The following is a 22,074-nucleotide window of genomic DNA, read 5'->3' on the forward strand; positions in this document are numbered from 1 at the left end:
CCACCTTCCTTGACTGAACGCGCCGTCCCCGAACTCCGTGACCCCGGAACCGCCCATGCCGGCGATTCCGCGACCCACGAACACCACGAACACTCCGATGTCGAGGCGCTGCACGGCGCCCGCAACAACCGGGTCATCTGGCTCCTGCTCGCCGCCTCGTTCGTCGTCATCCTCAACGAGACGATCATGGGCGTCGCCATCCCGCATCTCGTCGACGACCTCGATATCTCCCTCTCCGCCGCCCAGTGGCTCACCACCGCCTTCATGCTGACGATGGCCGTCGTCATTCCGATCACGGGCTTCCTGCTGCAGCGCTTCGCGACACGGCCGATCTTCATCGCCGCGATGAGCCTCTTCTCAACCGGCACGCTCATCGCCGCACTCGCCCCGGGCTTCGAGGTGCTGCTCCTCGCCCGAATCGTGCAGGCCAGCGGCACGGCCATCATGATGCCGCTGCTCATGACGACGCTCATGACCCTCGTCGCCCCGAGCGATCGCGGCCGACTCATGGGTCGCGTCTCGATCGTGATGTCGGTGGCACCGGCGATCGGGCCGACGATCTCGGGCCTGATCCTGCATTCCCTCTCCTGGCGGTTCATGTTCTGGCTCGTGCTGCCGATCGCGCTCACCATGCTCGTCATCGGCATCCGTCGGGTCGAGAACGTCAGCGAGCCGCGCGTGATCCCGATCGACGTCTTCTCGGTCGTGCTCTCGGCGTTCGGCTTCGGCGGACTCGTCTACGGACTCAGCCTGATCGGCGCCGAGACCGCCGGCAGCGCGCTCGGCGCAGCGCCCATGTGGATCGCCCTCGGGGTCGGCGCCGTGGCGATCGCCGCGTTCATCTGGCGTCAGCTCGTGCTGCAGCGCACCGATCGCGCGCTGCTCGACCTGCGCACCTTCCGCTCCGGCAACTTCGCGATCTCGATCGGCCTCATGACGATCATGATGGCGGCGCTCTTCGGCACGATCATCCTGCTGCCGATCTACCTGCAAGACGTGCTGCACCTCGACTCGATCATGACCGGGCTGCTGCTCCTGCCGGGCGGGCTGACCATGGGCCTCCTCGGGCCGATCGTCGGTCGCCTCTTCGACCGGCTCGGGCCGACTCCGCTGCTCGTGCCTGGCTCGATCATCGTGAGCGCAGTGCTCTGGTCGCTCACGCTCGTGACCGATACGACGTCGCCATGGCTCCTCCTCGCGGCGCACATGGCGCTCTCGGCCGGCCTCGCATTCATGTTCACGCCCCTGTTCACCTCGGCGCTCGGGTCGGTCCAGCCGAAGCTCTACTCGCACGGATCCGCGCTCGTGGGCACGGTGCAGCAGGTCGCCGGTGCCGCAGGCACCGCGCTCTTCGTGACGATCATGGCGGCGCAGTCTCTGACGGCGTCGACCGCGGGGGCGACGGTCGAGGCCGCTGCGGCATCCGGCGTCCGCTCGGCGTTCCTCGTCGGGGCGATCCTCTCGCTCGGGGCCATCGTCGGCGCATTCTTCGTGCGCAAGCCCGCCGACATGATGGAGGGCGCGTCGCACTGACGCGCTGCGGCGACACGCGGTTGCGCTGACCGCAGACCACGACGGGGGTCCGGCATCTGCCGGGCCCCCGTCGTCGTTCAGTCGACCGGTGTCAGCCGCAGTTCGGCCGACAGCTGCGCTGCGTGAGCGCGTCGACCAGCACGACGCCGAGGTCTTCGGGTTTCGTGGCCGAGTACGCAGCCCCCTTCGTCGCCTGGGTGATGCGTTGCATCGCGTCGAGGTCGATCTCGGGTCCGATGCCGATCATGATGACGGGCACCGGCTTCGTCGGGTCGTCGATCTTCGCAAGTTCGGCGAGCAGCGTCTCGAGGTCGATGCCGTTCTCGTCTTCGTTCTTGCCGTCGGTGAACAGCAGCACGGAGTTGACCTTCTCGGGGTCGTACGTCTCGCGCACTCGCTGCACGGCGGCGAGCGTCGTGTCGTAGAGACCGGTCGCTCCTCCGAGCCGCGCCGGCAGCGACTGGATGACGCCGGCGATCTGCTGGGAGTGCGCGGCGTCGCCGAGCGGTGCGATCGGCGACAGTTCTTCATAGTCGAGTTCGCCGTTTCGCGCGGTGGAGAAGACCCACACGCCGAGCTCCACCTCGCCCGAGAACTTCTGCATCGCCCCGACGGCCGCCTGCTGGAAGATGTCGATGCGGCGCAGGCCGTTCTCGGCGGGCTCCTCCATCGAGCCCGACACGTCGATCACGGCGAGCATGCGCGAGCGCAGGGTGAGCACCGACCAGCTGCGGAGGATCTCGAGCTGCGCGGCTCCGTCGAGCGCCGTCTGCGCCTCGGGCGCTTCCGCCCCGAGACCTGCGATGTCGAGTTCGCCCGAGCCGTCGGGCGCGCGGAAGCCGGCGGCGGCGAACGTCTTCGCGCTGTCGCGAACGGCCGCCTCGAACGCATCGAGCAACTCGGCCTTCGACGCATCCGCCGATTCGGAGTCCGCCGAATCCGAGGAGTCCGCCGAATCCGAGGAGTCCGCCGATTCGGAGCCCCCCGCGGCATCCGTCGCGGTCATGCGCACGAAGGGGTAGTCGAGCGAGACCGTGCCGTCGACGGGATAGGCGGCGACGAGCGACTCCGTGGGGTCGTCGAGGTTGTACGCGGCGACCTGCGCCTCGGTCGTGACGACCACGACGGGCTCCTGCCCGGCACTGGCAGCGCCGAATGCGGCGCTCGTCGAAGCAGGGATGGACTTGCTGAGGGCGACCATGGCGCCGGCGAACTGGCGCGGGTCTTCAGGTGCGGAGTGGGCGCGCAGCGTGAGCAGGCCCGCGAGACTCGCAGCGGATGCCTCGGGGTCGGGCAGGATCGTCGGCAGCGTGCCGCCGAGCACCCGTGCCCAGCTCACCGGTTCGGCCGCGATCTCGGTGGCCTTCGTCGACGCGCCGGCGAACACGACCGGCGACGTGGCGATGGACTCGCGCGCCTCGACCGCCGGCTGCGACTGGCCGAGTGAGGAGGCGGTCGCGTTCATACGGTCGAGCCAGACGCTCGAATCGGGAACCCAGACGTCGGCGTCCATGCCCCCAGATGCGGCGACTGCAGCGGTGTCCGCGGAGTCCTGTGCGGTGATCTCGGTCGACACGCACAGCTCGGAGTCCTGATCGAACTCCTCGGCGATGTCGGTGAGCGCCGGCGCGATCGAGGTGTCGGCGACGACGACGAGTTCCTCCGGCTCGGCGCAGCCCGTGCCGGCCGAAGCGAAGAGCGGGTTCAGGTAGTCGCCGACCCACAGGAAGACGCCGCCGGCGACGACGCCGACCACGACGATGGCTCCGATGATGGACAGGATGAGCTTGCGGCCCGGCTTCTTCGCCGATGCCGCGACGGTATGACGTCCCACGGGCACTCCAAGCCGACGAGTGGGGGTCTCGTCGAATCCTCGGTTCGGGTTCCCCCAGATGGGGGAAGGATTGGTTCAGTGTAAACGACGAGTTCCCAGAAGCGAATTTCACTCGGATTTCGCGTATCGGCCACGTCCTTCGCCCTCTTGGCGCCGCGGCACCTCGGTGGCAGCATTGAAGGGAGCGACATGGAGCACTTCACCGATCGGGCCGACGCCGGCCGGCGGCTCGCCGAGGCACTCGGCGCGGTCGACCTCACGAGGCCGGTCGTGCTCGGCCTGCCGCGCGGAGGGGTGCCCGTTGCCGCCCCGGTCGCGGCAGCGCTCGGCGCGCCGCTCGACGTGCTCGTCGTGCGCAAGCTCGGGGTGCCCGGGCAGCCCGAGGTCGCGATGGGAGCCATCGGCGAGCAGGGTGCTCGGGTGCTGAACGAGGACATCGTCGATTCGGCCTTCGTCTCCCCCGGCGAGCTGCGCGACATCGAGCGCGTCCAGCGCGCCGAGCTCGAGGCGCGAGTGAAACGGTTCCGCGGCGGCGCACCGCCCGTGCCGCTCGCGGGCCGCACCGCGCTCATCGTCGACGACGGCGTCGCGACCGGTGCGACGGCGCGGGTCGCGGCACACGTCGCGAAGGCCCGCGGCGCCGATCAGGTCGTGCTCGCGATGCCGGTCGGGGCGCCCGACGCCGTCGGCTCGCTCGCCGCGGACCCCGCCATCGACGAGATCATCTGCCTGTCGATGCCGCGCGGCTTCATGGCGGTCGGCATGCATTACCTCGACTTCGCACAGACGAGTGACGAACAGGTCGCGTCGCTGCTCACCGCAGCACGCAGAGGGTGAGGTCGGCGAACGAGGTCGGCGAATGGGGTCAGCGCACGCCGATGACGATGGTCGCGTCGGCCTCGGCATCGTGCATGATGCGGGCGACGAGTCCGCCCTTCTCGAAGAACTCCGCCGCGACCGGCGCCTGACGCTCGCTCGTCTCGATCAGCAGTGCTCCGCCGGGCGCGAGCCATGAGCGGGCGGATGCCGCGACCCGGCGATGCACGTCGAGCCCGTCTCCCCCGCCGTCGAGGGCCATGCGCGCCTCGTGGTCGCGCGCCTCGGGAGGCATCATGGCGATCGCCTCGCTCGGCACATACGGCGCATTGACGGCGAGCACGTCGATGCGGCCGCGGAGTTCGGCGGGCAACGCGTCGTAGAGGTCGCCCTCGACCACGACGCCGCCGAGCGGCTCGAGGTTCAGTCGCGCCGCCTGCACGGCGACGGGATCGAGATCCGCGCCGACGAGGTGCACGGTGCCCGCGGCATCCGCCATCGCCGATGCAACCGCCGCACCGATGGCGCCGGCACCGCAGCAGAGATCGACGACGACCGGGATGCGCGCGTCGTCACCCGCCGCCGGTGCCACGGCGGCGAGCGCCGCGAGACGCGCAGCCTCGCGCGCCAGGAACTCGGTACGGCGCCGCGGCACGAAGACGCCAGGCAGCACCCGCAGGCGCAGGCCCGCGAACTCCGCCCAGCCGAGCACCTGCTCGAGGGGCTCTCCCGCGACCCGGCGCTCGACGAGTGCCTCGAGCTCAGCGCCGCCTGCTTCGGCCTCGAGCAGGGCCGCCTCGTCTTCGGCGAACACGCAGCCGGCCGCGCGCAGGCGCGACACGATCTGGATCTCCGTCGGCGTCACTCGAGGTGCAGCCTGACCATCGGTATCTCGGGATGGGCCTCGCCGGTGGCATCCTGAATCGAACGCTCGAGCACCGCCCACGTCGCTGGGCGCCGCTCACCGTACCGCTCGAGCAGGCGGCGACTCTCCTCGGTGCCGAGGAGCTCGGCACGCGCCGGCACCCGGCGGCGCCACCCGATGCTCACTCCGCAGCGGGGTTCGGCCTCGAGGTTCCGGTACCACTGCGCACGCGTGCCGAAGCCCGAGGCGACGACGACGCGATCGGGCGCCTCGCGGTCGGCCGCCTCGATGACCACGAAGCGCGATTCGCCGCTCGTGCGACCGCGATGCTCGAGCAACAGCAACCGGCCGCCGAAGATGAATCCGAATCCCGCCCGGAAGATCGCGATGGGCAGGCGCGCCATCCATCGCGTCGTCAGAAACGTCGCGCCGATATCCATATGCATCAGCCTCTCACGTTGTCGGAGCGGGTCGCGGGAGAGCGCCGCGACGAGACTGACTGAGTAGACCACCCGGCCGGATGATTCCGCACCGCACCCGGTTCCGCAAGGCGTTGCCCGCAACGAGTCCGGCGTGCTTGTCTGAACGAAACCGACCTGAGGAGGCGGATCACTGTGGACACCAGCACGATCGTCTGGATCATCATCGGGGTCGTCGTCATCATCGCGATCGTCGTGGTCGTCGTCATGATGACGACGGGCCGGCGCCGCAGGGAGGCTCGAGTCGAAGCCGAGCGTCGGCAGGCCGCCGACCTGCGGCAGAGCGCGGCCGAGACCACTGCGGCCGCGCAACAGCGTGAAGCGGATGCCGCGAGGTCTGCGGCCGATGCCAAGCAGGCCGAGGCCGAAGCCACGCAGGCGAGGCTCGATGCCGATCGTCTCGCCAGAGAGAGCACCGACAACCGCGCCGACGCAGCCGGTCTCCGCACCGAGGCCGACGATCGCCTGAAGAAGGCCGACACGTTGGATCCAGACGTCGAGACACGCGACCAGACCGATGCGACACGCGACCACACCGATGCGACACGCGACCGGACCGATGACGCGGCGCGCGACCGGACCGATGCGGGGCGCGACGACGACCGCCGCCCCGGAGGTGCGACTCCGCTATAGGCGAGCGCGTTGTCGTCATTGCGCTCGACCGAGCGACGGCCTGTCTCGAAGCTCAGTGGTCGGTGACCCGCCCCGCTTCGACGTGCCAGCGGCGGTCGAGGCGCACGTGCTCGAGCATTCGGCGATCATGCGTGACGAGCAGCAGCGTGCCCTCGTACGACTCGAGCGCCTCCTCGAGCTGTTCGATCGCGGCGAGGTCGAGGTGGTTCGTCGGCTCGTCGAGCACGAGTACGTTGACGCCGCGCCCCTGCAGCAGCGCGAGCCCGGCGCGCGTGCGCTCGCCCGGTGAGAGGGCATCGACCGGCCGGAGCACGTGATCGGCCTTCAGCCCGAACTTCGCGAGCAACGTGCGCACCTCGCCGCTCGAGAACTCGGGCACGAGTGCTTCGAAGGCTTCGGCGAGCGGCGCATCCCCGGCGAGCTGGGTGCGAGCCTGGTCGATCTCCCCGATCGCCACGGATGCCCCGAGACTCGCCCTGCCGGCATCGGCCGCACGCCGTCCGAGCAACAGCGACAGCAGTGTCGACTTGCCGGCGCCGTTCGGGCCCGTGATGCCGATCCGCTCCCCGGCGTCGACCTGCAGGGAGACCGGCCCGAGGGTGAAGTCACCCTGCCGCACCACCGCCTCGTCAAGGGTTGAGACGACCGAACTCGACCGCGGCGCCCGACCGATCGTGAACTCGAGCTGCCACTCCTTGCGCGGCTCCTCGACCTCGTCGAGCCGCGCGATGCGGCTCTCCATCTGCCGCACCTTCTGCGCCTGCTTCTCGCTCGACTCGGAGGCGGCCTTCCGCCGGATCTTGTCGTTGTCGGGCGACTTCCTCATCGCGTTGCGCACGCCCTGGCTCGACCACTCGCGCTGCGTGCGAGCACGTGAGACGAGGTCGGCCTTCTTCGCCGCGAACTCCTCGTAGTCGTCGCGTTGCTGACGTCGGGCCGTGGCCCGTTCCTCGAGATAGGCGTCGTAGCCGCCGCCGTAGATGCGGTTCGAGTGCTGGGCGAGATCGAGCTCGAGCACTCGAGTGACCGAGCGAGCGAGGAACTCGCGATCGTGGCTGACGAGCACGACGCCGCCTCGGATTCCGCGCACGAACGCCTCGAGCCGCTCCAGTCCGTCGAGGTCGAGGTCGTTCGTGGGCTCGTCGAGCAGCACGAGATCGAAGCGCGAGCAGAGCAGTGCCGCGAGGCCGACCCGAGCGGCCTGCCCGCCGGAGAGCGAGGTCATCATGGATTCGCCTGAGAGCAGCGCGTCGCCGCTGAGGCTGACCCCGAGCTCGGCGAGCACCGCCGGCAGCCGCTCGTCGAGGTCGGCCGCCCCCGAGGCGAGCCATCGTTCGAGGGCCGCAGAGTACTCGTCGGCCGGATCCGGGGCGCCGGGCGCCGCGGCATCCGTCGACCCCAGTGCCAGCGCCGCCGCATCGAGGCGAGCGGATGCCTCGGCCGCCCCGGTGCGTCGCGCGACGTACGCGGCGATGGTCTCGCCTTCGACCCGCTCAGGCTCCTGCGGAAGCCAGCCGACGAACGCGTCGGCCGGCGAGAGGTGCACGGTGCCGGCCTGCGGTTCGAGTTCGCCGGCGAGGATGCGAAGGAGCGTCGACTTGCCCGCGCCGTTGACGCCGACGACGCCGACCACGTCGCCCGGGGCGACCGTGAGGTCGAGGCCGTCGAAGAGTGCACGGTGGGCGTAGCCACCGGCGAGGCCCTGGGCCACGAGTGTTGCGGTCACCGGTCAACTGTAGTCAGCCGGCTGTGAGGCACCGCATCGGGAGTCAGCGTGACGCCCGCCATTCCTCATCGAGGATGGCGTACGTCAAGCCATCGATCCATCCGAGCTCTGCGTGCCACGAGTCGCGCACACCCTGCTGCTCACGTCGCATGCCGAGCTTCTCCATGACACGCCATGAGGCGACGTTGTCGGCGTAGCAACCGGCAGTGACCCGATGCACTCCGAGCTCGCCGAATGCGAGGTCGAGCAGCGCGCGGGCGATGTCGGTGGCGTAGCCGTTGCCGGCGTGCGCTGGATCGAGCATGTACCCGATACCCGCCTCGGCGCGGCGCCATGGGCCCTGATCGACGTGGCTCTGGCCCATGCCGTCGGTGATCCAGAGCGAACCGGTGCCGATGACCTCGTCTCCGATGACGGCCACGGCGGAGTGATCGTTCGGGTCGTCGACGCCGCCGAGCCAGTTCGCACGGAAGACCTCGGGATCGACCTGCGTGCGGAGCAGCCACCGGATGACCTCCGGGCGGTTGCGCCATTCGAGGATCTGGTCGAGATCGGCGTTCGTCGGTTGCCGCAGCGTCACCCGCCCGGCTCGGCGCGGCCATCGCACGTCGGGAGTCGTCATGCCTCCTGCATATCAGAGTCGCCGGCTACTTCACGAGCCGGGAGAGCACGCGATCGGCGAGCGGCTTGCCGCCCGTCTGGCAGCCCGGGCAGTACTGGAACGTCGAGTCGGCGAAGATCACCTGACGGATCGTGTCGCCGCACACCTCGCAGGTCTCGCCGGTGCGCCCGTGCACGCGCATCGCCCGGCGCTTGGCGTCTTTGAGTTCGGCAGGCGGGCGACCGGATGCCGCGGCCACCGCCTCGGCGAGTGTGTCGCGCATCGCGTGGTAGAGGTGCTCGACCTGCTGGGCTGTGAGCTTCGCCGCGAGCGCGTAGGGCGACATCTTCGCCGCGTGCAGGATCTCGTCGGAGTACGCGTTGCCGATGCCCGCGAGCACCGATTGGTCGCGCAGCACCCCCTTGATCTGCGTGCGGCGCCCCTCGAGCACGGCGGCGAAGTCGGCGAGCGTGAAGTCTGATGCAGTGGGATCCGGCCCGAGCCGCGCGATGCCCGGCACCTCGGCCGGATCGCGCACCACGTACACCGCGAGCGACTTCTTCGTGCCCGCCTCGGTCAGGTCGAATCCCGAGCCGTCGTCGAGCCGGACCCGCAACGCGAGCGACGACCTGCCGGGCTTCACGAGCGTCGACGGCACCTCGTCGTACCACCGCAGCCAGCCGGCGCGCGCGAGGTGGAAGACGAGGTGATGCCCGCCCGTGTCGAGGTCGACGAACTTGCCGTGCCGACGCACCCGCTCGATGCGCTCACCCTCGATGGCCGACAGCGGCGGGTCGAAGGTCTTGAGCGCCGAGATCGCCGCGACCCGAAGTGACGCCACGGCGTGCCCGGTCGCCCGCCCGTCGAGGAACGCGACGAGCGCCGTGACTTCGGGAAGCTCTGGCACACGACCATCGTGCACCCGACAGACGACATCGGCACCGGCGCGTCTCCCTTTCGCCGATCGTCACTGGCAATAATGACGTTTCATGATTATTACGGACTGTTTTCGATCAACTCTTGACAGATCGTTTCACGATCGTGCAAAGTGACGGAACACACTTGATCATTCATACGGCATCGACGCCGGCCACGCTTCTGTGCGGTCGCGAGCGCCGTGAAGGAGCTCGCGCATGATCCAATCGCCTGTCCTGCAACGGTCACTGCTGACCGGTGCACTCCCCGACGGGCCGTTCGCCGCCACCTCATCGGCGGAACCACGTCAATCCCCCATCCCCACCACGAGGAGAACTGAAATGAGCAAGTCTGGATTCGTCGCCCGGTGCGCCGCGGTCACGGTCGGATCGATGCTGCTGGCCGGCGTCGCCGGCATCGCGATGGCAGCCGAGCCCGACGATGCCGGCGTCGACGTCAACGTCTCGATCGCCGAGATCAACGAACCCGGCGTCCTCGCCATGAGCGTCGCCGACACCACCACCACCCTCACCGAAGAGGGCTCGACGGCGACCGTGCGCCAGTTCACCGGCACACTGCCCACCGTCACCGTCACCGACACCCGCACCGCCGACGAGATCCCCGACGACGCCTTCTGGTCGGTCGTGGGCTCCTCGACCGACTTCACCGGCGACGCCGGACAACCCACCATCGGCGCCGGGCACCTCGGCTGGGCCCCGAACCTCATCGACGGCGGCAGCTCCGGCCAGGTCTCCCAAGGCGAGCAGGTCGACACCGTCCTCGACTCCGGACCCGACAACGTCGGCCTCGTCGACCAGGAGCTGCTGGCCATGGCCTTCGACTCCGGCGACATCGCCGCCGAAGGACAGTGGACCGCGAACGCGAGCCTCTTCCTCCGCACCCCCGCAACCGTCGCCGCCGGCGACTACACCGCCCGCCTCACCCTCTCCCTCTTCGAATAAGAAGCACGAGCTTCGAAGCGGAGCACGAGAACGCCCGAGACCGGGGCCGTGGATGGCAACCTCCACGACCCCGGTCTCGTCGTGTGAGGAGTGCTATTCGAAGTCGAGTTCGGCGTCTGCAACCGCGACGACCGACCACGTGCCGCCGTCGGCGTCGGTGAACTCGTACGCCGGAACGACGAGCACGCTGCCGTCTGGCTGCCACTGGCTCGAGAGCCCGAGCCGCACGCCGACGATCTCGACGTCGTTCACGGGCCACGCGAGGGTGCTTCCGGCCGCCGGGGTCGCGGGCGGCTCGGTCGGCGCCGCCCACTCCTCGACCATCAGATCGGTCGGCGCACCCTCCCCGGCGAACGGCATGGCGGTCATCTGCGCGCCGAACCGCGGGTCGGAGAGCCGCTCGAACCCGGCTTGCTCGCTGACGATGTCGTAGTCGCCGATCGAGACGAGCTCGGCGAGCGCCCCCGAGGCGCTGACGATGCCGGCCTGTGCGAGGTCGAGCGTCCACGCCTGGTCGATGCGCTGCCCGTCGACGACGGGCCATGCCTGCGCCATCCGCGTCACCGCGCCCTCCCACGTCTGCGAGGTGTACTCGAAGGCGTCGGCGTCACGCCCGGTCGCCGCGATGAGCGACCGCAGTGCATCGATCGCCGCCGCCTCGCTCGGCAGCTCGGAGGCCGGCGGCTGGCAGGCCGGCATCTCGGGAATGGTCATCTCCGGTGCGGCCGGTTCGGACGCACCCTGCTCGGGTACAGCCTGCTCGGGCACGGCCGGCTCGATCGCTGCCGGCCCGCAGCCCCACGGGTTGACCTGCGGGTTCGAGTACGAGAAGCCGAGTGTGCCGTCGAGCGAGACGTAGAGGGTCGGGCCGGTGCCGTCGGGCGAGCCGACCGTCCAACTGCCGTTCTTCGACTCCGGGGTACCCCCGACGCCGAGCGCCGCAGCCAGCTCGGCAACGGTCTCGGTGTTCGATGCACCGCGTGCATCGAACGCGTACGCGGCGGCCGAGCCTCCGGCAGTGGAAAGACCCGAGGCGCTGAAGCTGTTACGGCCGAGTCCGTAGGGCATCATCATGCTGCTGACGCCCGGTGCGGTCGTCATGCGGCTGCCGGCGTCGAATGTCGCCGCCTCCTGCTGCGTCGGGCCTCCCTGGGCGCCGCTCATCGGCAACGAGATCGGCGGTGCGGCAGAGAGCTCGGGTTGCCCGCCCGTCATCGCGCCCAACCCGAACCCGGCGCCGCCGACGATCGCGACCGAGGCCGCGACCGCAGCGATCACGGGCCAGCGCGGGCGGCGGCGCGCCCGCGCGGCGGTGAGATCGGCGACCTCGACCGGGGCCGCCGACACCCCCGTCGCCTGCGCGATGACGTCGTCACCGAACTCCGCACGTGGTTCGACCCCTGCAGCGGGGTCGGCGGCGCGCAGCCGCGCAACCGGGTCGAGCTCGTTGTCGTCGTTCATGTCGAACACCCTTCGTGCGTGCGGTTCACTTGGGGATATGTGCCGGGGCGGCCGAACCTTGCAGCGCAGGTACGACCACGCTCAGAACGACATCCGCTGGCCCCACGCCTCGCGGAGGCGCTTGCGGGCGCGTGAGAGCGCAGCATCCGCTCCGGAACGGGAGATGCCCAGCACCTCAGCGAGTTCCTGACCGTCCAGCCCCTCCCAGGCATGCAGCATCAGGATGCGACGGTCGCGCTCGCCGACGCTCTCGAGCGCGCCCCGCAGCTCGGCGTCGAAGAGCGCGCTGAGTTCGGGGTCGTGTTCGATCCGCACGCTTCCGCTCTCGGGCACCTCATCGACGGGGAGGTCGACGTGCTTCCGGCGTGCGTTCGCGAGCGTGAATCCGGCGGTGCGGTAGAGCCACGGCAGCACCGCCTCGCGCGGCACGTCGGCACGGCGACGCCACGCCGTCGCGAAGACCTCGGCGGCGAGATCCTCCGCGTCCTGGCGCGGGCCTCGGCGGGCGAAGTAGCGCACGAGGGCGGTCGAGTGCTCGCGAACGACCGCGGTGAACCACGCGGCATCCGCGCTCGTCACCGACTGGACTGCGGGCTCGGGCATCGCCACCTCCTCGGCTGCATCTGCGCGGGCTGCGGTGCTGGCGATCCTCACACCGGGTATGTGTCGCGTCAGCCGCGAGTCTTGCATGGCACGAGAACGAACTATTCCGCGGCGCGCAGCGGCAGTCGCTCCCCGCCCGTCTGGCACGTCGGGCAGTACTGCGCCGTCGTGCCCCCGAACGAGAAGTCGGCCACGGTGTCGCCGCAGACCGGGCAGGCAGCACCGGCCCGGCCGTGCACCCGCATCGAGGCGACCTTCGTCGCTTTGAGCTGATCGATCGGCACTCCGCGCTGACGCTCGATCGCGCCGGCGATCGTGCCGACCGTCGCATCGAACAGGCGATCGAGTTCGACTTCGGTCAGCGATGCGGTGTGCGCCACGGGCGAGATCTTCGCGAGGTGCAGGATCTCGTCGGAGTAGGCGTTGCCGATGCCCGCAAGCGACTCCTGCTCCTGCAGCACGGCCTTGACCTGCTTGCGTCGCCCGGCGACGACGCGGTCGAAGTCGGCGCGTGTGAAGCCGGCGTCGGCGGGGTCGGATCCGAGTTTCGCCACTGCGGGCACCTCGCGCGCCTCATCGACGACCCAGCAGCCGAGCGACACCCAGTCACCGGCATCCGTCAATTCGACGACGGTGCCATCGTCGAAGGTGAACGCGACGAGCGTGGGCGGGGCGTCGCCATCGGTGCTTGCATCGTCTCGGGCGACGGATGCCTCCGCAGCGCCGCTCGCGTATCGTGCCCAGCCGTGACGGCCGAGCGACACCACGAGGTGCTGCGCATCGCCGACGTGGAGGTCGACATGCTTGCCGTGACGTGCAGCGCCGGTCACACGTTCGCCGCGAAGCGATGTCGGCGGGCGGGCGCGCGTCTTGGCGGTACGGAACTCCACAACGTCGACGTCCGTGATCTCACGGCCCGCCAACCGCTCGCCGAGATTCTCGACGAGCGCCTGCACCTCGGGCGACTCGGGCATGCCGCCAGCTTCGCACAGCGGCCTGCGGCGTGGTAGCCAACGGCGCGGGTGTCGCGCCCCCAAGCGCGACACCCGCTCCCCCTGCAGACTCACACCTCGGGAGGCGTGGTCTGGCCTTCAGTCGTGCGGCACTACCTGGTGCCGTCCTTGAAGGCGTCCTTGGCCTTCTCTGCTGCCTGCTTCGCGTCAGCCTTGACCTGGTCGCCCTTTCCTTCGGCTTCGAGGCGCTCGTTGTCGGTCATCTTGCCGATGCCCTCTTTGGCCTTGCCCTTGATTCGATCAGCGGTGTTGCCGAGATCGTCCTTGGCACTCATGGCGTCCTCCTCCGTCGGTTCGGCTCCTTCGCACCTGTTCGGTGCGTCGACTCTTCGACGGTAGGCCCGCGGGTTCGTGCTCGACAACGGGTTGACAGTGGGGCGGCGGGCGCCTACGGTCGCGCGGATGCCGGTGGGTGCCGACGGGCGCTTCTCGCCATTTGGCATCGTTGACGGCACGTCCACTGAACATCTGGACAGAACCAGTCGACGAAACAAGGATTGAGGCATGACGACACCAGCGATTCCCGACGGTGACAGACTCGCCAAGATGACCATTCGCGAAGGCTGATTCCACGGCCGACTCGCGCTGACCGCACCTCGACGAGAGATGAGCATGCAATCCCCGATCACCGAGTATCTTGCCGACATCATCGCCGCGACGAACCACGTCGATTCCGGGGCGGTCGCCGACTACATCCCCGAGCTCGGTGCGGCCGATCCGAACCGCGTCGCGGTCGCGATGAGCACAGTGAACGGCACGGTCTACGCCAGCGGCGATGCCGAGCACCGGTTCACCATCCAGTCGATGTCCAAGCCGTTCGCCTACGCGTTGGCGATCGAGACCCACGGGCTGGAGACGGTTCTCGATCGCATCGGCGTCGAGCCCAGTGGCGAAGCATTCAACGAGCTGTCGTTGGACCCCGAGACCGGCAAACCCCGCAATCCCATGATCAACGCCGGAGCGATCACAACCCACTCGCTCATCGGCGACGACGAAGATGCGTGTGTCGATCGGATGCTCGCGCTGTTCTCACGCCTCGCTGAACGCCCGATCGAGATCGACGAGGTCGTTGCCGCCTCTGAACTCGAGACCGGCGATCGCAACCTCGGACTCGCCTATCTGTTGCACGCTTCGAACGCCCTGCGGCAAGATCCCCGAACAGTCGTCACCGGCTACATCCGCCAATGCGCGGCATCGGTGAACGTGCGCGACCTCGCCCTGATGGCTGCCACGCTCGCGAACGGCGGGGTGCAGCCGAACACCGGCGAACGAGTCTTCAGCAGGATGGGCACCAGGCACCTGCTCAGCGTGATGACCTCGTGCGGCATGTACGACGCCGCCGGAGACTGGCTGACCACGGTGGGGATTCCCGCGAAGAGCGGGGTCGCCGGCGGCATCATCGGCGTCCTCCCGGGACAAGTCGGCGTCGCCGTCTTCTCGCCACGCCTCGACGCGCACGGAAACAGTGCACGAGGCGTCGAGATGATGAAGCTGCTCTCCGACGACCTCGGCTTGCATCTCATGGAAGCGAGCCGGCCGGCGCGGTCATCGTTGCGCGAGACGCGAACCACCTCGGTGGACGGACGACCGGCGACGGTCTACGTGCTGCAGGGTGACCTCGTGCTCAGCAGCATCGAGTCGCTCGTGCGGGAGCTCATCGACAACCCACCCCCGACCGAGCTCGTGGTCTTCGACATGAGCCGCGTCGACGAGGTGCTGCCGGTGGCCCGCCGAACCTCAGCTGAGACGGCAGCCAAGCTCATCGACGAGGGGCATCAGATCGCCCTCATCGACCCTGAGAACACCATTCCCGGCTTTCGCGACAGTCATGGGCGCGCGGTCGAGCGCTGGACGAGCGAGCACATGGATGCAACGGATCGATAGAACAACGGAACGAGAACTATGCCGTCGCACGACGCACGCCGCCCAGAGGCCCACATCCGACTTGACAAGGTGCTCGATGCGGCGAGGGTCGTTTCCGAGCGAATGAAGATCCCGGCTGAGATGATCACCTTGCACGGCCGTCTACGCGACGCCACCTTACCGGAAGGCGCGACGCTCCAAGGGCCCGGCCAACATACGCTTCGTTGGGGAGCGTTCATGCTCGCCTACGCCCCCTTGGAGGCATTCTTCAACGCGGTGCTGCCACCGACAGACAACCGCCCGATGCCACTGAACGTCGATAAGATCCGCCAAACTGCACAGCGGGAACACGATGTGTCGCTCTTCACGAAGCGGTGGAGCCTGTGCACGCTCGTGCCGCCGACGGCGCCTGAAAGCGGTCAGTACTGCGAATGGCGTCGCTATCGGGGCACTGAGGAGACACGAACGTACCTCGCTGATATGAAGTCGCTCCGCGATCGTCTCAGTCACGGCGCAGATCCGTTCTCATCGACCAACCGTTCCGGGGCGATGTGGTCCACCCAGAAGGGTCCGTCACTCCGAATGATGGGGGTTGAGGTTTCCTGCAAGCGAGTTGCGATGTCGTGACCCACACGATCGAGGCCTACGGCGGTGCGATCGAGCAGGTCCCCGCGTGGCCGCGACCTGATCGCTTCGAAGGGATGCCCCCGCTCCCGCCCGACGGCTACACGTTTCGTACACCCTTGCATTCGAAATCCGAAGGTTGAGTCAATCATCACTGTCTCGAAGGTGCGTGACGCGTACGGTGCGTGACGCGTACGGTGCGCGATCAGCGGAATACATCGAGCTGTTCGGCGGGATCGACGCCGCGGCCGAAGCGGATCGGACCGCTGTGCTCGCATGGGCGCCGCTTTCGGATCGGACAGGCCGAGCACCTCGACGTCGATGACGAAAGCCTCGGCGGCATCCTCGCGTGGTACTCCCTCATCCACATCGATCCAGCGCTCATCAACTCCGCCCTGACCGAGTTCGCACGTGGCCTCCGCCCGGGCGGCGGGTTGGCACTCGGCTTCTTCGAGGGGCCGGAACTCGCATCGTTCGACCACGCCGTGACGACGGCCTACTACTGGCCGCTGGAGCTCTTGTCCGCGCGCATCGAGGCGTGCGGGTTCACGGTCACCGGGGCAGACCGGCGCACCGCTCCCCACGCGCGCACGCATGGCTTCATCACTGCCATTCGGAAGCCGCACAGCACCAACGGTTGACCACCGCACCGACCGCGATCGAGGATGATCCCGCATCGCCGCAGGCCCGGCCCTCGAACCTCTCACCCGCGTCCCTGAGAATGGAGTTGAACACGTTGCCGTACTGGTTGACGAGTCCGCAGCTGCTTCGAGTCTCTCGCGAGAGCATCGTCCACGATGCGACGATCGAGTGGCAGCTGATCGAGGACTACCGCTGGGCGGTGCCAATCGTGTGCCCAGCGTTCGGTACGGCTGAAGCTCGAGCGAACGACGCGTTCGAGGCATTGTGCCTCGTGCGCGAACAGTTGGAACCGTACGGGTGGCGAATCGGCCTCGCCGGATCACAGGTGGACGTGTGGCCCAGCGGCATGGCCCGGGACCAGGGAGCGGATCGGGTGGGAGCACTCGCTGACGATCCTGAAGGACCGGATCCGGCACACAGGGAGATCCAGGCACACGAACCAGACGTTGATGCGGAACGCGACTACACGTTGAAGCGGAACTCCACCGGGTTCCGGCACGTACGGCCGTCTCATAACCTGATGGCACGACCCAGACGAGTCAGACCAGTGCGAGCGTCTCCACGGGCTGCCCGGTGACCTCAGCAATGAGCTCGAAGTCCTTGTCAACGGCCAAGACCGTCAGCCCAGCCTTCTCCGCGGTCGCTGCGATGAGCAGATCCGGGATGGACGGGGCGCGATGCTGGCCACGGTCGGCAAGGAGCATCTGCACCTCGAAGGCGCGGTCCTCCATCGCGGGTGTGAGGTGCTCGATCGGCATGAGCGACAGCGGGGGCAGCCCGAAAGCCTCGCGACCTGCTTGACCTGAACGGGCAGAGAAGCCAAGTTCGAGCCGCGTCACCGGCGAAAGACGCAGCAGCCCACGCTCGATGCGCGAGTTCCACTCAGCCAAGCTCTCCGCTTGACCTCCCTGCATGCGCACGTATGCCGACTTGTCGACCAGCCAGCTCGTCACCGCCACGCCGCATCCATCACGTCAGGATCGGCAAGGTCCTCGAACGCCGCCGCCGAGCGACTCCAGTCATCGGCAGTGACCGTCGCGGCGACCGGAGTCGAGGCGTCCTGCTCGAGTCGCCGACGAAGGAACTCGTTGCGCGATAGTCCGAGGGCCGCCGCCTCAGCATCGATGTGCTCGACGGCAGCCTCACTCAGTCCACGGATCAGCACGTTCGACATCGTGACCACCTCCAGAAAAATGATATCGCGATATCACTCGCGGAGTCGAGCGTCGCCCGTCCGAACAGCAAGCCAGTGCAGTTCATTGATCCCGTCTGACGCACCTCGCGCGGCATGAAGGTCACAGTGCACAGGGCGCAACTAGACGTTGAAGCGGAACTCCACCACGTCGCCGTCGATAACAACCTCAGTTGAGCCAGCGGGTGAGCACGTCGATCCACTCGTCGAAAGCGTCGAGGTGGGCATCATGACTGCCACCACTGAGGTCGACTCGAACAGTGGAGGGTCGGCGACGCACGAGCTCATCCTTGGCGGATGCCGAGAACATGCCCTGAGACGCGAATTTCGCGAGCGTGGGCACCTTCAATCCCTCCCATTCGGGCCAGCGCGACTCGTGCACAGCCTCGAGCGTGCGTTGCACGATGTCAGCATCGAACCGTGGCATGAGCCCCTGCTCGGTGACCTCGAGGTCAGCGATCCACGCGTCGACGATGGCATCCTCCCCGAGAAATGACCGCGCCGCGGCATCTTCCGGAAACGGTGTGGGCCACGAGGCGAACCAGCGTCCGATCGCGGCAGCCTCTTCCGGATCGTCGCTGCCGGCGACATGCCCCTCGAGCATCACCAGGCTCCGGACGCGGTCGGGTTGCATGACTGATGCGAGAAAGGCCGTGTGCGCGCCCATCGACTGACCGACGAGGACACACCCCTCCCCCGGCGCGAAGGCGTCCATGACTACCACGACATCGCCTACGAATGCGGCACGCGACAGATCATCCGGCCTGCGCGTACTCCGACCATGGCCACGCTGATCAACCAACAGCACGCGAGTCCCTTGAGCGCTCGCCCGGTCGACAAGAGCTCCCGAGAGCTTCCTGCCAAGCCGTGAAGCAGAAGCACTACTGACCCCTCACCACCGAGATCCGTGACAGAGATCGTCACTCCACGATGATCGAGCATTCGTGTGGTCACCCCGCTCATCGGCGAGCACCCTCAGCTGTGGTCGCAGGACCGGCCGAGGCGATTCGCCGACAAAGCCGTTCACCCACACGACGGCATCGTCGACCGGGTGCAGTACATCCACGCCTTCAGCGGCCTCCGATACAGCGGATGCCATTGCTCCGCTGCTGCAATCACCGGCAGCCAATGCTGTTGCCGCTGGTACTCACAAAGCCGTACGCAGGTATCCCGGATCAGCTTGCCTTCGGTCTGCTCGCGTGGTCGCGTCATCGATAGACCTCCCGGCGGTGACCGACTCGCAGCACCAGGACCACAAGCTCATCATCCTGGACGTCGTAGATGATCCGGTAGTCGCCGACGCGAATGCGGAACTCGCCGTCACCGCCGCTCAGCTGCAGACTTCCCGGCGGACGAGGATCTTCTGCGAGCTCTTGGATCGCAGCCTTCAGGCGTGCAGCAACCTGTGGATGAAGCCCACGAAAGGTCTTCGCGGCTCCCCGCGCGATGATGATCCGGTACGTCACGTCAGCCCGGGATCAAAGCCCAAGCTCTTCCATCAGTTCTTCGAAAGGAACACGAGGCTCCTCGCGCGCTTCCGCTGCCGCGCGAATGTCAGCCTGGTCCTCCAGCGCCTGCATGGCACGGTCGAAGAACTCGGGCGACACGACGACAGCACGACGACCCGCACCGCGGGAGGTGATCTCGACAGGCTCACGCTGCGCAGCGGCGATGTAGTCGCTCTGCTGGCTGCGGAACTGGGAAAGAGTCGCTGAAGTCATGTATCTATCGTACGACTTGTACAAGTTGTACGCAAGGTTCGTGCATGCCCTCGAGTGCCTCAGAGGTTGAACCGGAACGCGACTACACGTAGAACCTGAACTCCACCACGTCGCCGCGGTTAGCAAGCCGGAGGTGACTAACCACAGTGACTCATGGCGTTGCCCGGGGCAGGCGATTCCAGCAGCTCAGCGAGATCCGCGCCGGCTCGAAGAAGCGCGACCGAGCGAGCGGCGATGTTGCTCAGCTGACTGCGGAGCGCCTCCCGGGCGTCGGTGGCGCTGTCGAGGTCGCGGAGGGAGACCATGACGCCGTGGATCGCGGGAATGCGGTAGCCACCCGCGCGAAGGGCAGCGACGACCCGTGCATCCCTCACAGCACCCGGCGGGTAGCACCGCACCGACTGAGACCCGCCACGCTCGGGCGCGACCAGCCCTTCCGCCTCCCAGAAGCGGAGCGTCGAGGCGCGCACGCCGAGAGCAGCGGAGAGTTCCGTGATGCTCATCGAGTCGCCCGGAACGACGGGCGGCTCGTCTGCGCTTTCATCGACGATGGAGTCCAGTGCGCGAAGCGCAGCGAGAGCGTCCTCTCGCTGCCGCGCAAGACCGACGTGGAGCACCACGATCCGGGCGACGGCTTCGTCGTGGGGCAGGCGTCGGATGTCTTGCATCGTTGCGCGCGCGGCCACAGGACCGACCGAGATCGCGAGGTCACGGTAGGCACGCAGCGCGGTGACATGAATCCGGGTGAACCGCCGATACCCGTTGCTCTGTCGAGCAGATGACGGAATCACTCCCAAGCGCTCGAGGTCGCGAATCTGTTGCACCGAATAACTGGAAGCTGCGGCAACCTGACTCGTCGTGTACCACTCAAGCTCCGAGCCAGTCGTTCGCGCCACGTGGACAACCCTCCATAAGCACTTCAACTCCACACTTGAAGCATGAACATGACACAGATCCTCTCAGAGATCCGAACCTTCGACGGCCTCCTCGAACTCGCCCCGCTGCCAGGGAGCGAGCATCCGACGGTCTCGTGGGGCGACCACTTCTTCTACTACGCCCCGGACGGCCAGGTGCCGCGCAACCGTCAGCCCTACGCGACGATCGTCACGAAGAACTACCCGGACGACGAAGAAAGCCGACTCGACGACGAGGACCGGTGGCGACTGAACATCCACGTCGGAACGAACATCTTCACCGACCTCCTCGGCCACCAGCCTGACGAGATCGACGAAGCCGCTGTGGATTACAGTGTCACGGACACGTTCCTGCCGCACCCTCTGTACGGCACATACGGGTGGGTGTGCATCGTCAACCCGGCCGACGCCACCACCGAACGAGCTTTGGAGGCTCTGCGCATCGCCCATCAGGACGACCAGCGACGCGTCGAGCGCCGCCAGAGCCGAGGCGACGCCTCGCAGAACGGGTAACCGTGGTCGCCGACAACACGCTCGCCAAGCTGTGGGTCATCGCCTCAGCTCCGGGTCCTCGGCGGCCCACAGAGGTTCAGTTCGAAAAGCGGAACTCCACCACGTCGCCGTCGTGCATGACATAGTCCTTGCCCTCCATACGAGCCTTGCCCTTGGCGCGGGCCTCGGCGACTGAACCGGTCTCGACGAGGTCGTCGAACGAGATGACCTCGGCCTTGATGAAGCCGCGCTCGAAGTCGGTGTGGATGACGCCGGCGGCCTGCGGCGCCTTCGCCCCCTTCGGGATCGTCCAGGCGCGCGACTCCTTGGGCCCCGCCGTCAGATAGGTCTGCAGGCCGAGCGTGTCGAACCCGATGCGGGCGAGCTGGTCGAGGCCCGACTCATCCTGCCCCGTCGAAGCCAGCAGTTCCGCGGCGTCGGCCGGGTCGAGGTCGATGAGCTCCGACTCGATCTTCGCGTCGAGGAAGACGGCCTCTGCGGGCGTGACGAGCGCCGCGAGCGCGGCCTTCTTCGCGTCATCCGTCAGCACCGCCTCGTCGACGTTGAAGACATAGATGAAGGGCTTGGCCGTCAAGAGGCCGAGTTCCCTGATGGGTGTCAGGTCGACGGATGCCGCGGAGAGCGGCGTGCCCTTCTGCAACTCCTCCTGCGCGGCCTTCGCCGCTTCGAGCACGGCGGGGTCGATCTTCTTGCCCTTGAGTTCCTTCTCGTATCGCGGGATGGCGCGCTCGAGGGTCTCGAGGTCGGCGAGGATCAGCTCGGTGTTGATCGTCTCCATGTCGGCCTTCGGGTCGACCGCGCCCTCGACGTGCACGACATCGTCGTCGGTGAAGCCGCGCACGACCTGAGCGATCGCATCGGCCTCGCGGATGTTGGCGAGGAACTTGTTGCCGAGGCCCTCACCCTCCGAGGCGCCGCGCACGATGCCGGCGATGTCGACGAACGACACGGCAGCGGGCAGGATGCGTTCGGAGCCGAAGATGCCGGCGAGCGTCTCGAGCCGCGGGTCGGGCAGGTTCACCACGCCGATGTTCGGTTCGATCGTCGCGAACGGATAGTTCGCCGCGAGCACCTGGTTCTTGGTGAGGGCGTTGAACAGGGTGGACTTGCCGACGTTGGGCAGGCCGACGATGCCGATAGTGAGAGCCACGGGGGTCTATCGTA

25 protein-coding genes and 1 pseudogene are annotated in these 22,074 nt (G+C 67.9%); 8 read left to right on the forward strand and 18 right to left on the reverse strand.

The genetic code is table 11. The annotated features are described in order from the left end of the window. Nucleotides 1–9: 9 nt before the first annotated feature. Nucleotides 10–1,533: a DHA2 family efflux MFS transporter permease subunit gene (locus tag FHG54_RS13250; RefSeq protein ID WP_415858810.1), complete on the forward strand. Its 1,524-nt coding sequence runs from the start codon at nucleotides 10–12 to the stop codon at nucleotides 1,531–1,533. Nucleotides 1,534–1,624: 91 nt separating this feature from the next. Here FHG54_RS13250 and FHG54_RS13255 read toward each other — a convergent pair whose 3' ends face one another. Further along, a complete protein-coding gene (locus tag FHG54_RS13255) occupies nucleotides 1,625–3,367 on the reverse strand; it encodes a substrate-binding domain-containing protein (RefSeq protein ID WP_139417688.1) in 1,743 nt (580 codons plus the stop codon). A gap of 189 nt (nucleotides 3,368–3,556) precedes the next feature. Here FHG54_RS13255 and FHG54_RS13260 point away from each other — a divergent pair, with 189 nt between their 5' ends. Further along, nucleotides 3,557–4,204, forward strand: coding sequence for a phosphoribosyltransferase (locus FHG54_RS13260; RefSeq protein WP_139417689.1), 648 nt, complete (start codon nucleotides 3,557–3,559; stop codon nucleotides 4,202–4,204). Between the two features lie 28 nt (nucleotides 4,205–4,232). On the opposite strand, the gene FHG54_RS13265 is transcribed toward FHG54_RS13260, so the two are convergent. Both FHG54_RS13265 and FHG54_RS13270 read right to left on the reverse strand, forming a co-directional pair. Beyond that, a complete protein-coding gene (locus FHG54_RS13265) occupies nucleotides 4,233–5,048 on the reverse strand; it encodes a putative protein N(5)-glutamine methyltransferase (RefSeq protein ID WP_139417690.1) in 816 nt (271 codons plus the stop codon). Further along, the gene (locus FHG54_RS13270) at nucleotides 5,045–5,488 is read right to left on the reverse strand and encodes a nitroreductase family deazaflavin-dependent oxidoreductase (RefSeq protein WP_139417691.1); all 444 of its coding nucleotides are present in this window, start codon (nucleotides 5,486–5,488) and stop codon (nucleotides 5,045–5,047) included. The genes FHG54_RS13265 and FHG54_RS13270 overlap by 4 nt, the downstream gene beginning before the upstream one ends. A 174-nt stretch (nucleotides 5,489–5,662) precedes the next feature. On the opposite strand from FHG54_RS13270, the gene FHG54_RS13275 reads away from it, so the two are divergent. Further along, nucleotides 5,663–6,160: a hypothetical protein gene (locus tag FHG54_RS13275; protein WP_139417692.1), complete on the forward strand. Its 498-nt coding sequence runs from the start codon at nucleotides 5,663–5,665 to the stop codon at nucleotides 6,158–6,160. 52 nt (nucleotides 6,161–6,212) lie between these two features. Here FHG54_RS13275 and FHG54_RS17145 read toward each other — a convergent pair whose 3' ends face one another. From FHG54_RS17145 to FHG54_RS13290, 4 genes and pseudogenes are all read right to left on the reverse strand, one after another. Then, a complete protein-coding gene (locus FHG54_RS17145; RefSeq protein WP_420837428.1) occupies nucleotides 6,213–6,986 on the reverse strand; it encodes an ATP-binding cassette domain-containing protein in 774 nt (257 codons plus the stop codon). A gap of 363 nt (nucleotides 6,987–7,349) precedes the next feature. Beyond that, a pseudogene (locus FHG54_RS17150) lies at nucleotides 7,350–7,814 on the reverse strand (ATP-binding cassette domain-containing protein); the annotation flags it as partial. A 115-nt stretch (nucleotides 7,815–7,929) separates the two neighbouring features. Continuing rightward, nucleotides 7,930–8,508: a GNAT family N-acetyltransferase gene (locus tag FHG54_RS13285; RefSeq protein WP_139417694.1), complete on the reverse strand. Its 579-nt coding sequence runs from the start codon at nucleotides 8,506–8,508 to the stop codon at nucleotides 7,930–7,932. 25 nt (nucleotides 8,509–8,533) lie between these two features. Further along, on the reverse strand, nucleotides 8,534–9,394 hold the full coding sequence (locus FHG54_RS13290) for an Fpg/Nei family DNA glycosylase (RefSeq protein WP_139417695.1): 861 nt from the start codon (nucleotides 9,392–9,394) through the stop codon (nucleotides 8,534–8,536). Between the two features lie 349 nt (nucleotides 9,395–9,743). Between FHG54_RS13290 and FHG54_RS13295 the strand changes: the two genes are divergently transcribed. Continuing rightward, the gene (locus FHG54_RS13295; protein ID WP_139417696.1) at nucleotides 9,744–10,364 is read left to right on the forward strand and encodes a hypothetical protein; all 621 of its coding nucleotides are present in this window, start codon (nucleotides 9,744–9,746) and stop codon (nucleotides 10,362–10,364) included. Between the two features lie 93 nt (nucleotides 10,365–10,457). Here FHG54_RS13295 and FHG54_RS13300 read toward each other — a convergent pair whose 3' ends face one another. The 4 genes from FHG54_RS13300 to FHG54_RS13315 form a co-directional block, all read right to left on the reverse strand. Beyond that, a complete protein-coding gene (locus tag FHG54_RS13300; protein ID WP_139417697.1) occupies nucleotides 10,458–11,825 on the reverse strand; it encodes a hypothetical protein in 1,368 nt (455 codons plus the stop codon). Between the two features lie 81 nt (nucleotides 11,826–11,906). Next, nucleotides 11,907–12,428, reverse strand: a complete 522-nt coding sequence (locus FHG54_RS13305; protein WP_139417698.1) for an RNA polymerase sigma factor — start codon at nucleotides 12,426–12,428, stop codon at nucleotides 11,907–11,909. Nucleotides 12,429–12,529: 101 nt separating this feature from the next. Next, nucleotides 12,530–13,402 (reverse strand): DNA-formamidopyrimidine glycosylase family protein, encoded by an 873-nt coding sequence (locus tag FHG54_RS13310; protein ID WP_139417699.1) that lies wholly within the window; start codon nucleotides 13,400–13,402, stop codon nucleotides 12,530–12,532. Nucleotides 13,403–13,533: 131 nt separating this feature from the next. Beyond that, entirely contained in the window at nucleotides 13,534–13,716 is a 183-nt protein-coding gene (locus FHG54_RS13315) for a CsbD family protein (protein ID WP_139417700.1), read from the reverse strand. 337 nt (nucleotides 13,717–14,053) lie between these two features. On the opposite strand from FHG54_RS13315, the gene FHG54_RS13320 reads away from it, so the two are divergent. From FHG54_RS13320 to FHG54_RS13330, 3 genes are all read left to right on the forward strand, one after another. Then, nucleotides 14,054–15,325 carry a glutaminase gene (locus FHG54_RS13320; RefSeq protein ID WP_139417701.1) on the forward strand — a complete coding sequence of 424 codons (1,272 nt, stop codon included), beginning with the start codon at nucleotides 14,054–14,056 and terminating at the stop codon, nucleotides 15,323–15,325. 18 nt (nucleotides 15,326–15,343) lie between these two features. Next, nucleotides 15,344–15,931: a hypothetical protein gene (locus tag FHG54_RS13325; protein ID WP_139417702.1), complete on the forward strand. Its 588-nt coding sequence runs from the start codon at nucleotides 15,344–15,346 to the stop codon at nucleotides 15,929–15,931. A gap of 182 nt (nucleotides 15,932–16,113) precedes the next feature. Then, nucleotides 16,114–16,569: a class I SAM-dependent methyltransferase gene (locus FHG54_RS13330; RefSeq protein ID WP_233437775.1), complete on the forward strand. Its 456-nt coding sequence runs from the start codon at nucleotides 16,114–16,116 to the stop codon at nucleotides 16,567–16,569. Between the two features lie 540 nt (nucleotides 16,570–17,109). On the opposite strand, the gene FHG54_RS13335 is transcribed toward FHG54_RS13330, so the two are convergent. The 6 genes from FHG54_RS13335 to FHG54_RS13360 all read right to left on the reverse strand — a co-directional run bounded on the left by FHG54_RS13335 (nucleotide 17,110) and on the right by FHG54_RS13360 (nucleotide 20,379). Next, a complete protein-coding gene (locus tag FHG54_RS13335) occupies nucleotides 17,110–17,529 on the reverse strand; it encodes a PIN domain nuclease (protein WP_139417703.1) in 420 nt (139 codons plus the stop codon). Continuing rightward, nucleotides 17,520–17,744, reverse strand: coding sequence for a type II toxin-antitoxin system VapB family antitoxin (gene vapB / locus FHG54_RS13340; RefSeq protein WP_139417704.1), 225 nt, complete (start codon nucleotides 17,742–17,744; stop codon nucleotides 17,520–17,522). Before vapB ends, FHG54_RS13335 begins: the two co-directional genes overlap by 10 nt. A 187-nt stretch (nucleotides 17,745–17,931) precedes the next feature. Then, nucleotides 17,932–18,570: an alpha/beta fold hydrolase gene (locus FHG54_RS13345; protein WP_233437776.1), complete on the reverse strand. Its 639-nt coding sequence runs from the start codon at nucleotides 18,568–18,570 to the stop codon at nucleotides 17,932–17,934. Between the two features lie 400 nt (nucleotides 18,571–18,970). Beyond that, the gene (locus tag FHG54_RS13350) at nucleotides 18,971–19,228 is read right to left on the reverse strand and encodes a type II toxin-antitoxin system RelE family toxin (protein WP_139417705.1); all 258 of its coding nucleotides are present in this window, start codon (nucleotides 19,226–19,228) and stop codon (nucleotides 18,971–18,973) included. A 12-nt stretch (nucleotides 19,229–19,240) separates the two neighbouring features. Then, a complete protein-coding gene (locus FHG54_RS13355; protein ID WP_139417706.1) occupies nucleotides 19,241–19,483 on the reverse strand; it encodes a type II toxin-antitoxin system prevent-host-death family antitoxin in 243 nt (80 codons plus the stop codon). Nucleotides 19,484–19,620: 137 nt separating this feature from the next. Further along, nucleotides 19,621–20,379 carry a MerR family transcriptional regulator gene (locus FHG54_RS13360; RefSeq protein ID WP_139417707.1) on the reverse strand — a complete coding sequence of 253 codons (759 nt, stop codon included), beginning with the start codon at nucleotides 20,377–20,379 and terminating at the stop codon, nucleotides 19,621–19,623. 42 nt (nucleotides 20,380–20,421) lie between these two features. On the opposite strand from FHG54_RS13360, the gene FHG54_RS13365 reads away from it, so the two are divergent. Next, a complete protein-coding gene (locus FHG54_RS13365; RefSeq protein ID WP_139417708.1) occupies nucleotides 20,422–20,910 on the forward strand; it encodes a DUF6194 family protein in 489 nt (162 codons plus the stop codon). 76 nt (nucleotides 20,911–20,986) lie between these two features. Here the strand turns inward: FHG54_RS13365 and ychF are convergent, their stop codons facing one another. Beyond that, a complete protein-coding gene (gene ychF / locus FHG54_RS13370) occupies nucleotides 20,987–22,060 on the reverse strand; it encodes a redox-regulated ATPase YchF (RefSeq protein ID WP_139417709.1) in 1,074 nt (357 codons plus the stop codon). Nucleotides 22,061–22,074 lie beyond the last annotated feature (14 nt).

It is taken from the genome of Agromyces laixinhei, assembly GCF_006337065.1.
GTDB lineage: Bacteria > Actinomycetota > Actinomycetes > Actinomycetales > Microbacteriaceae > Agromyces > Agromyces laixinhei.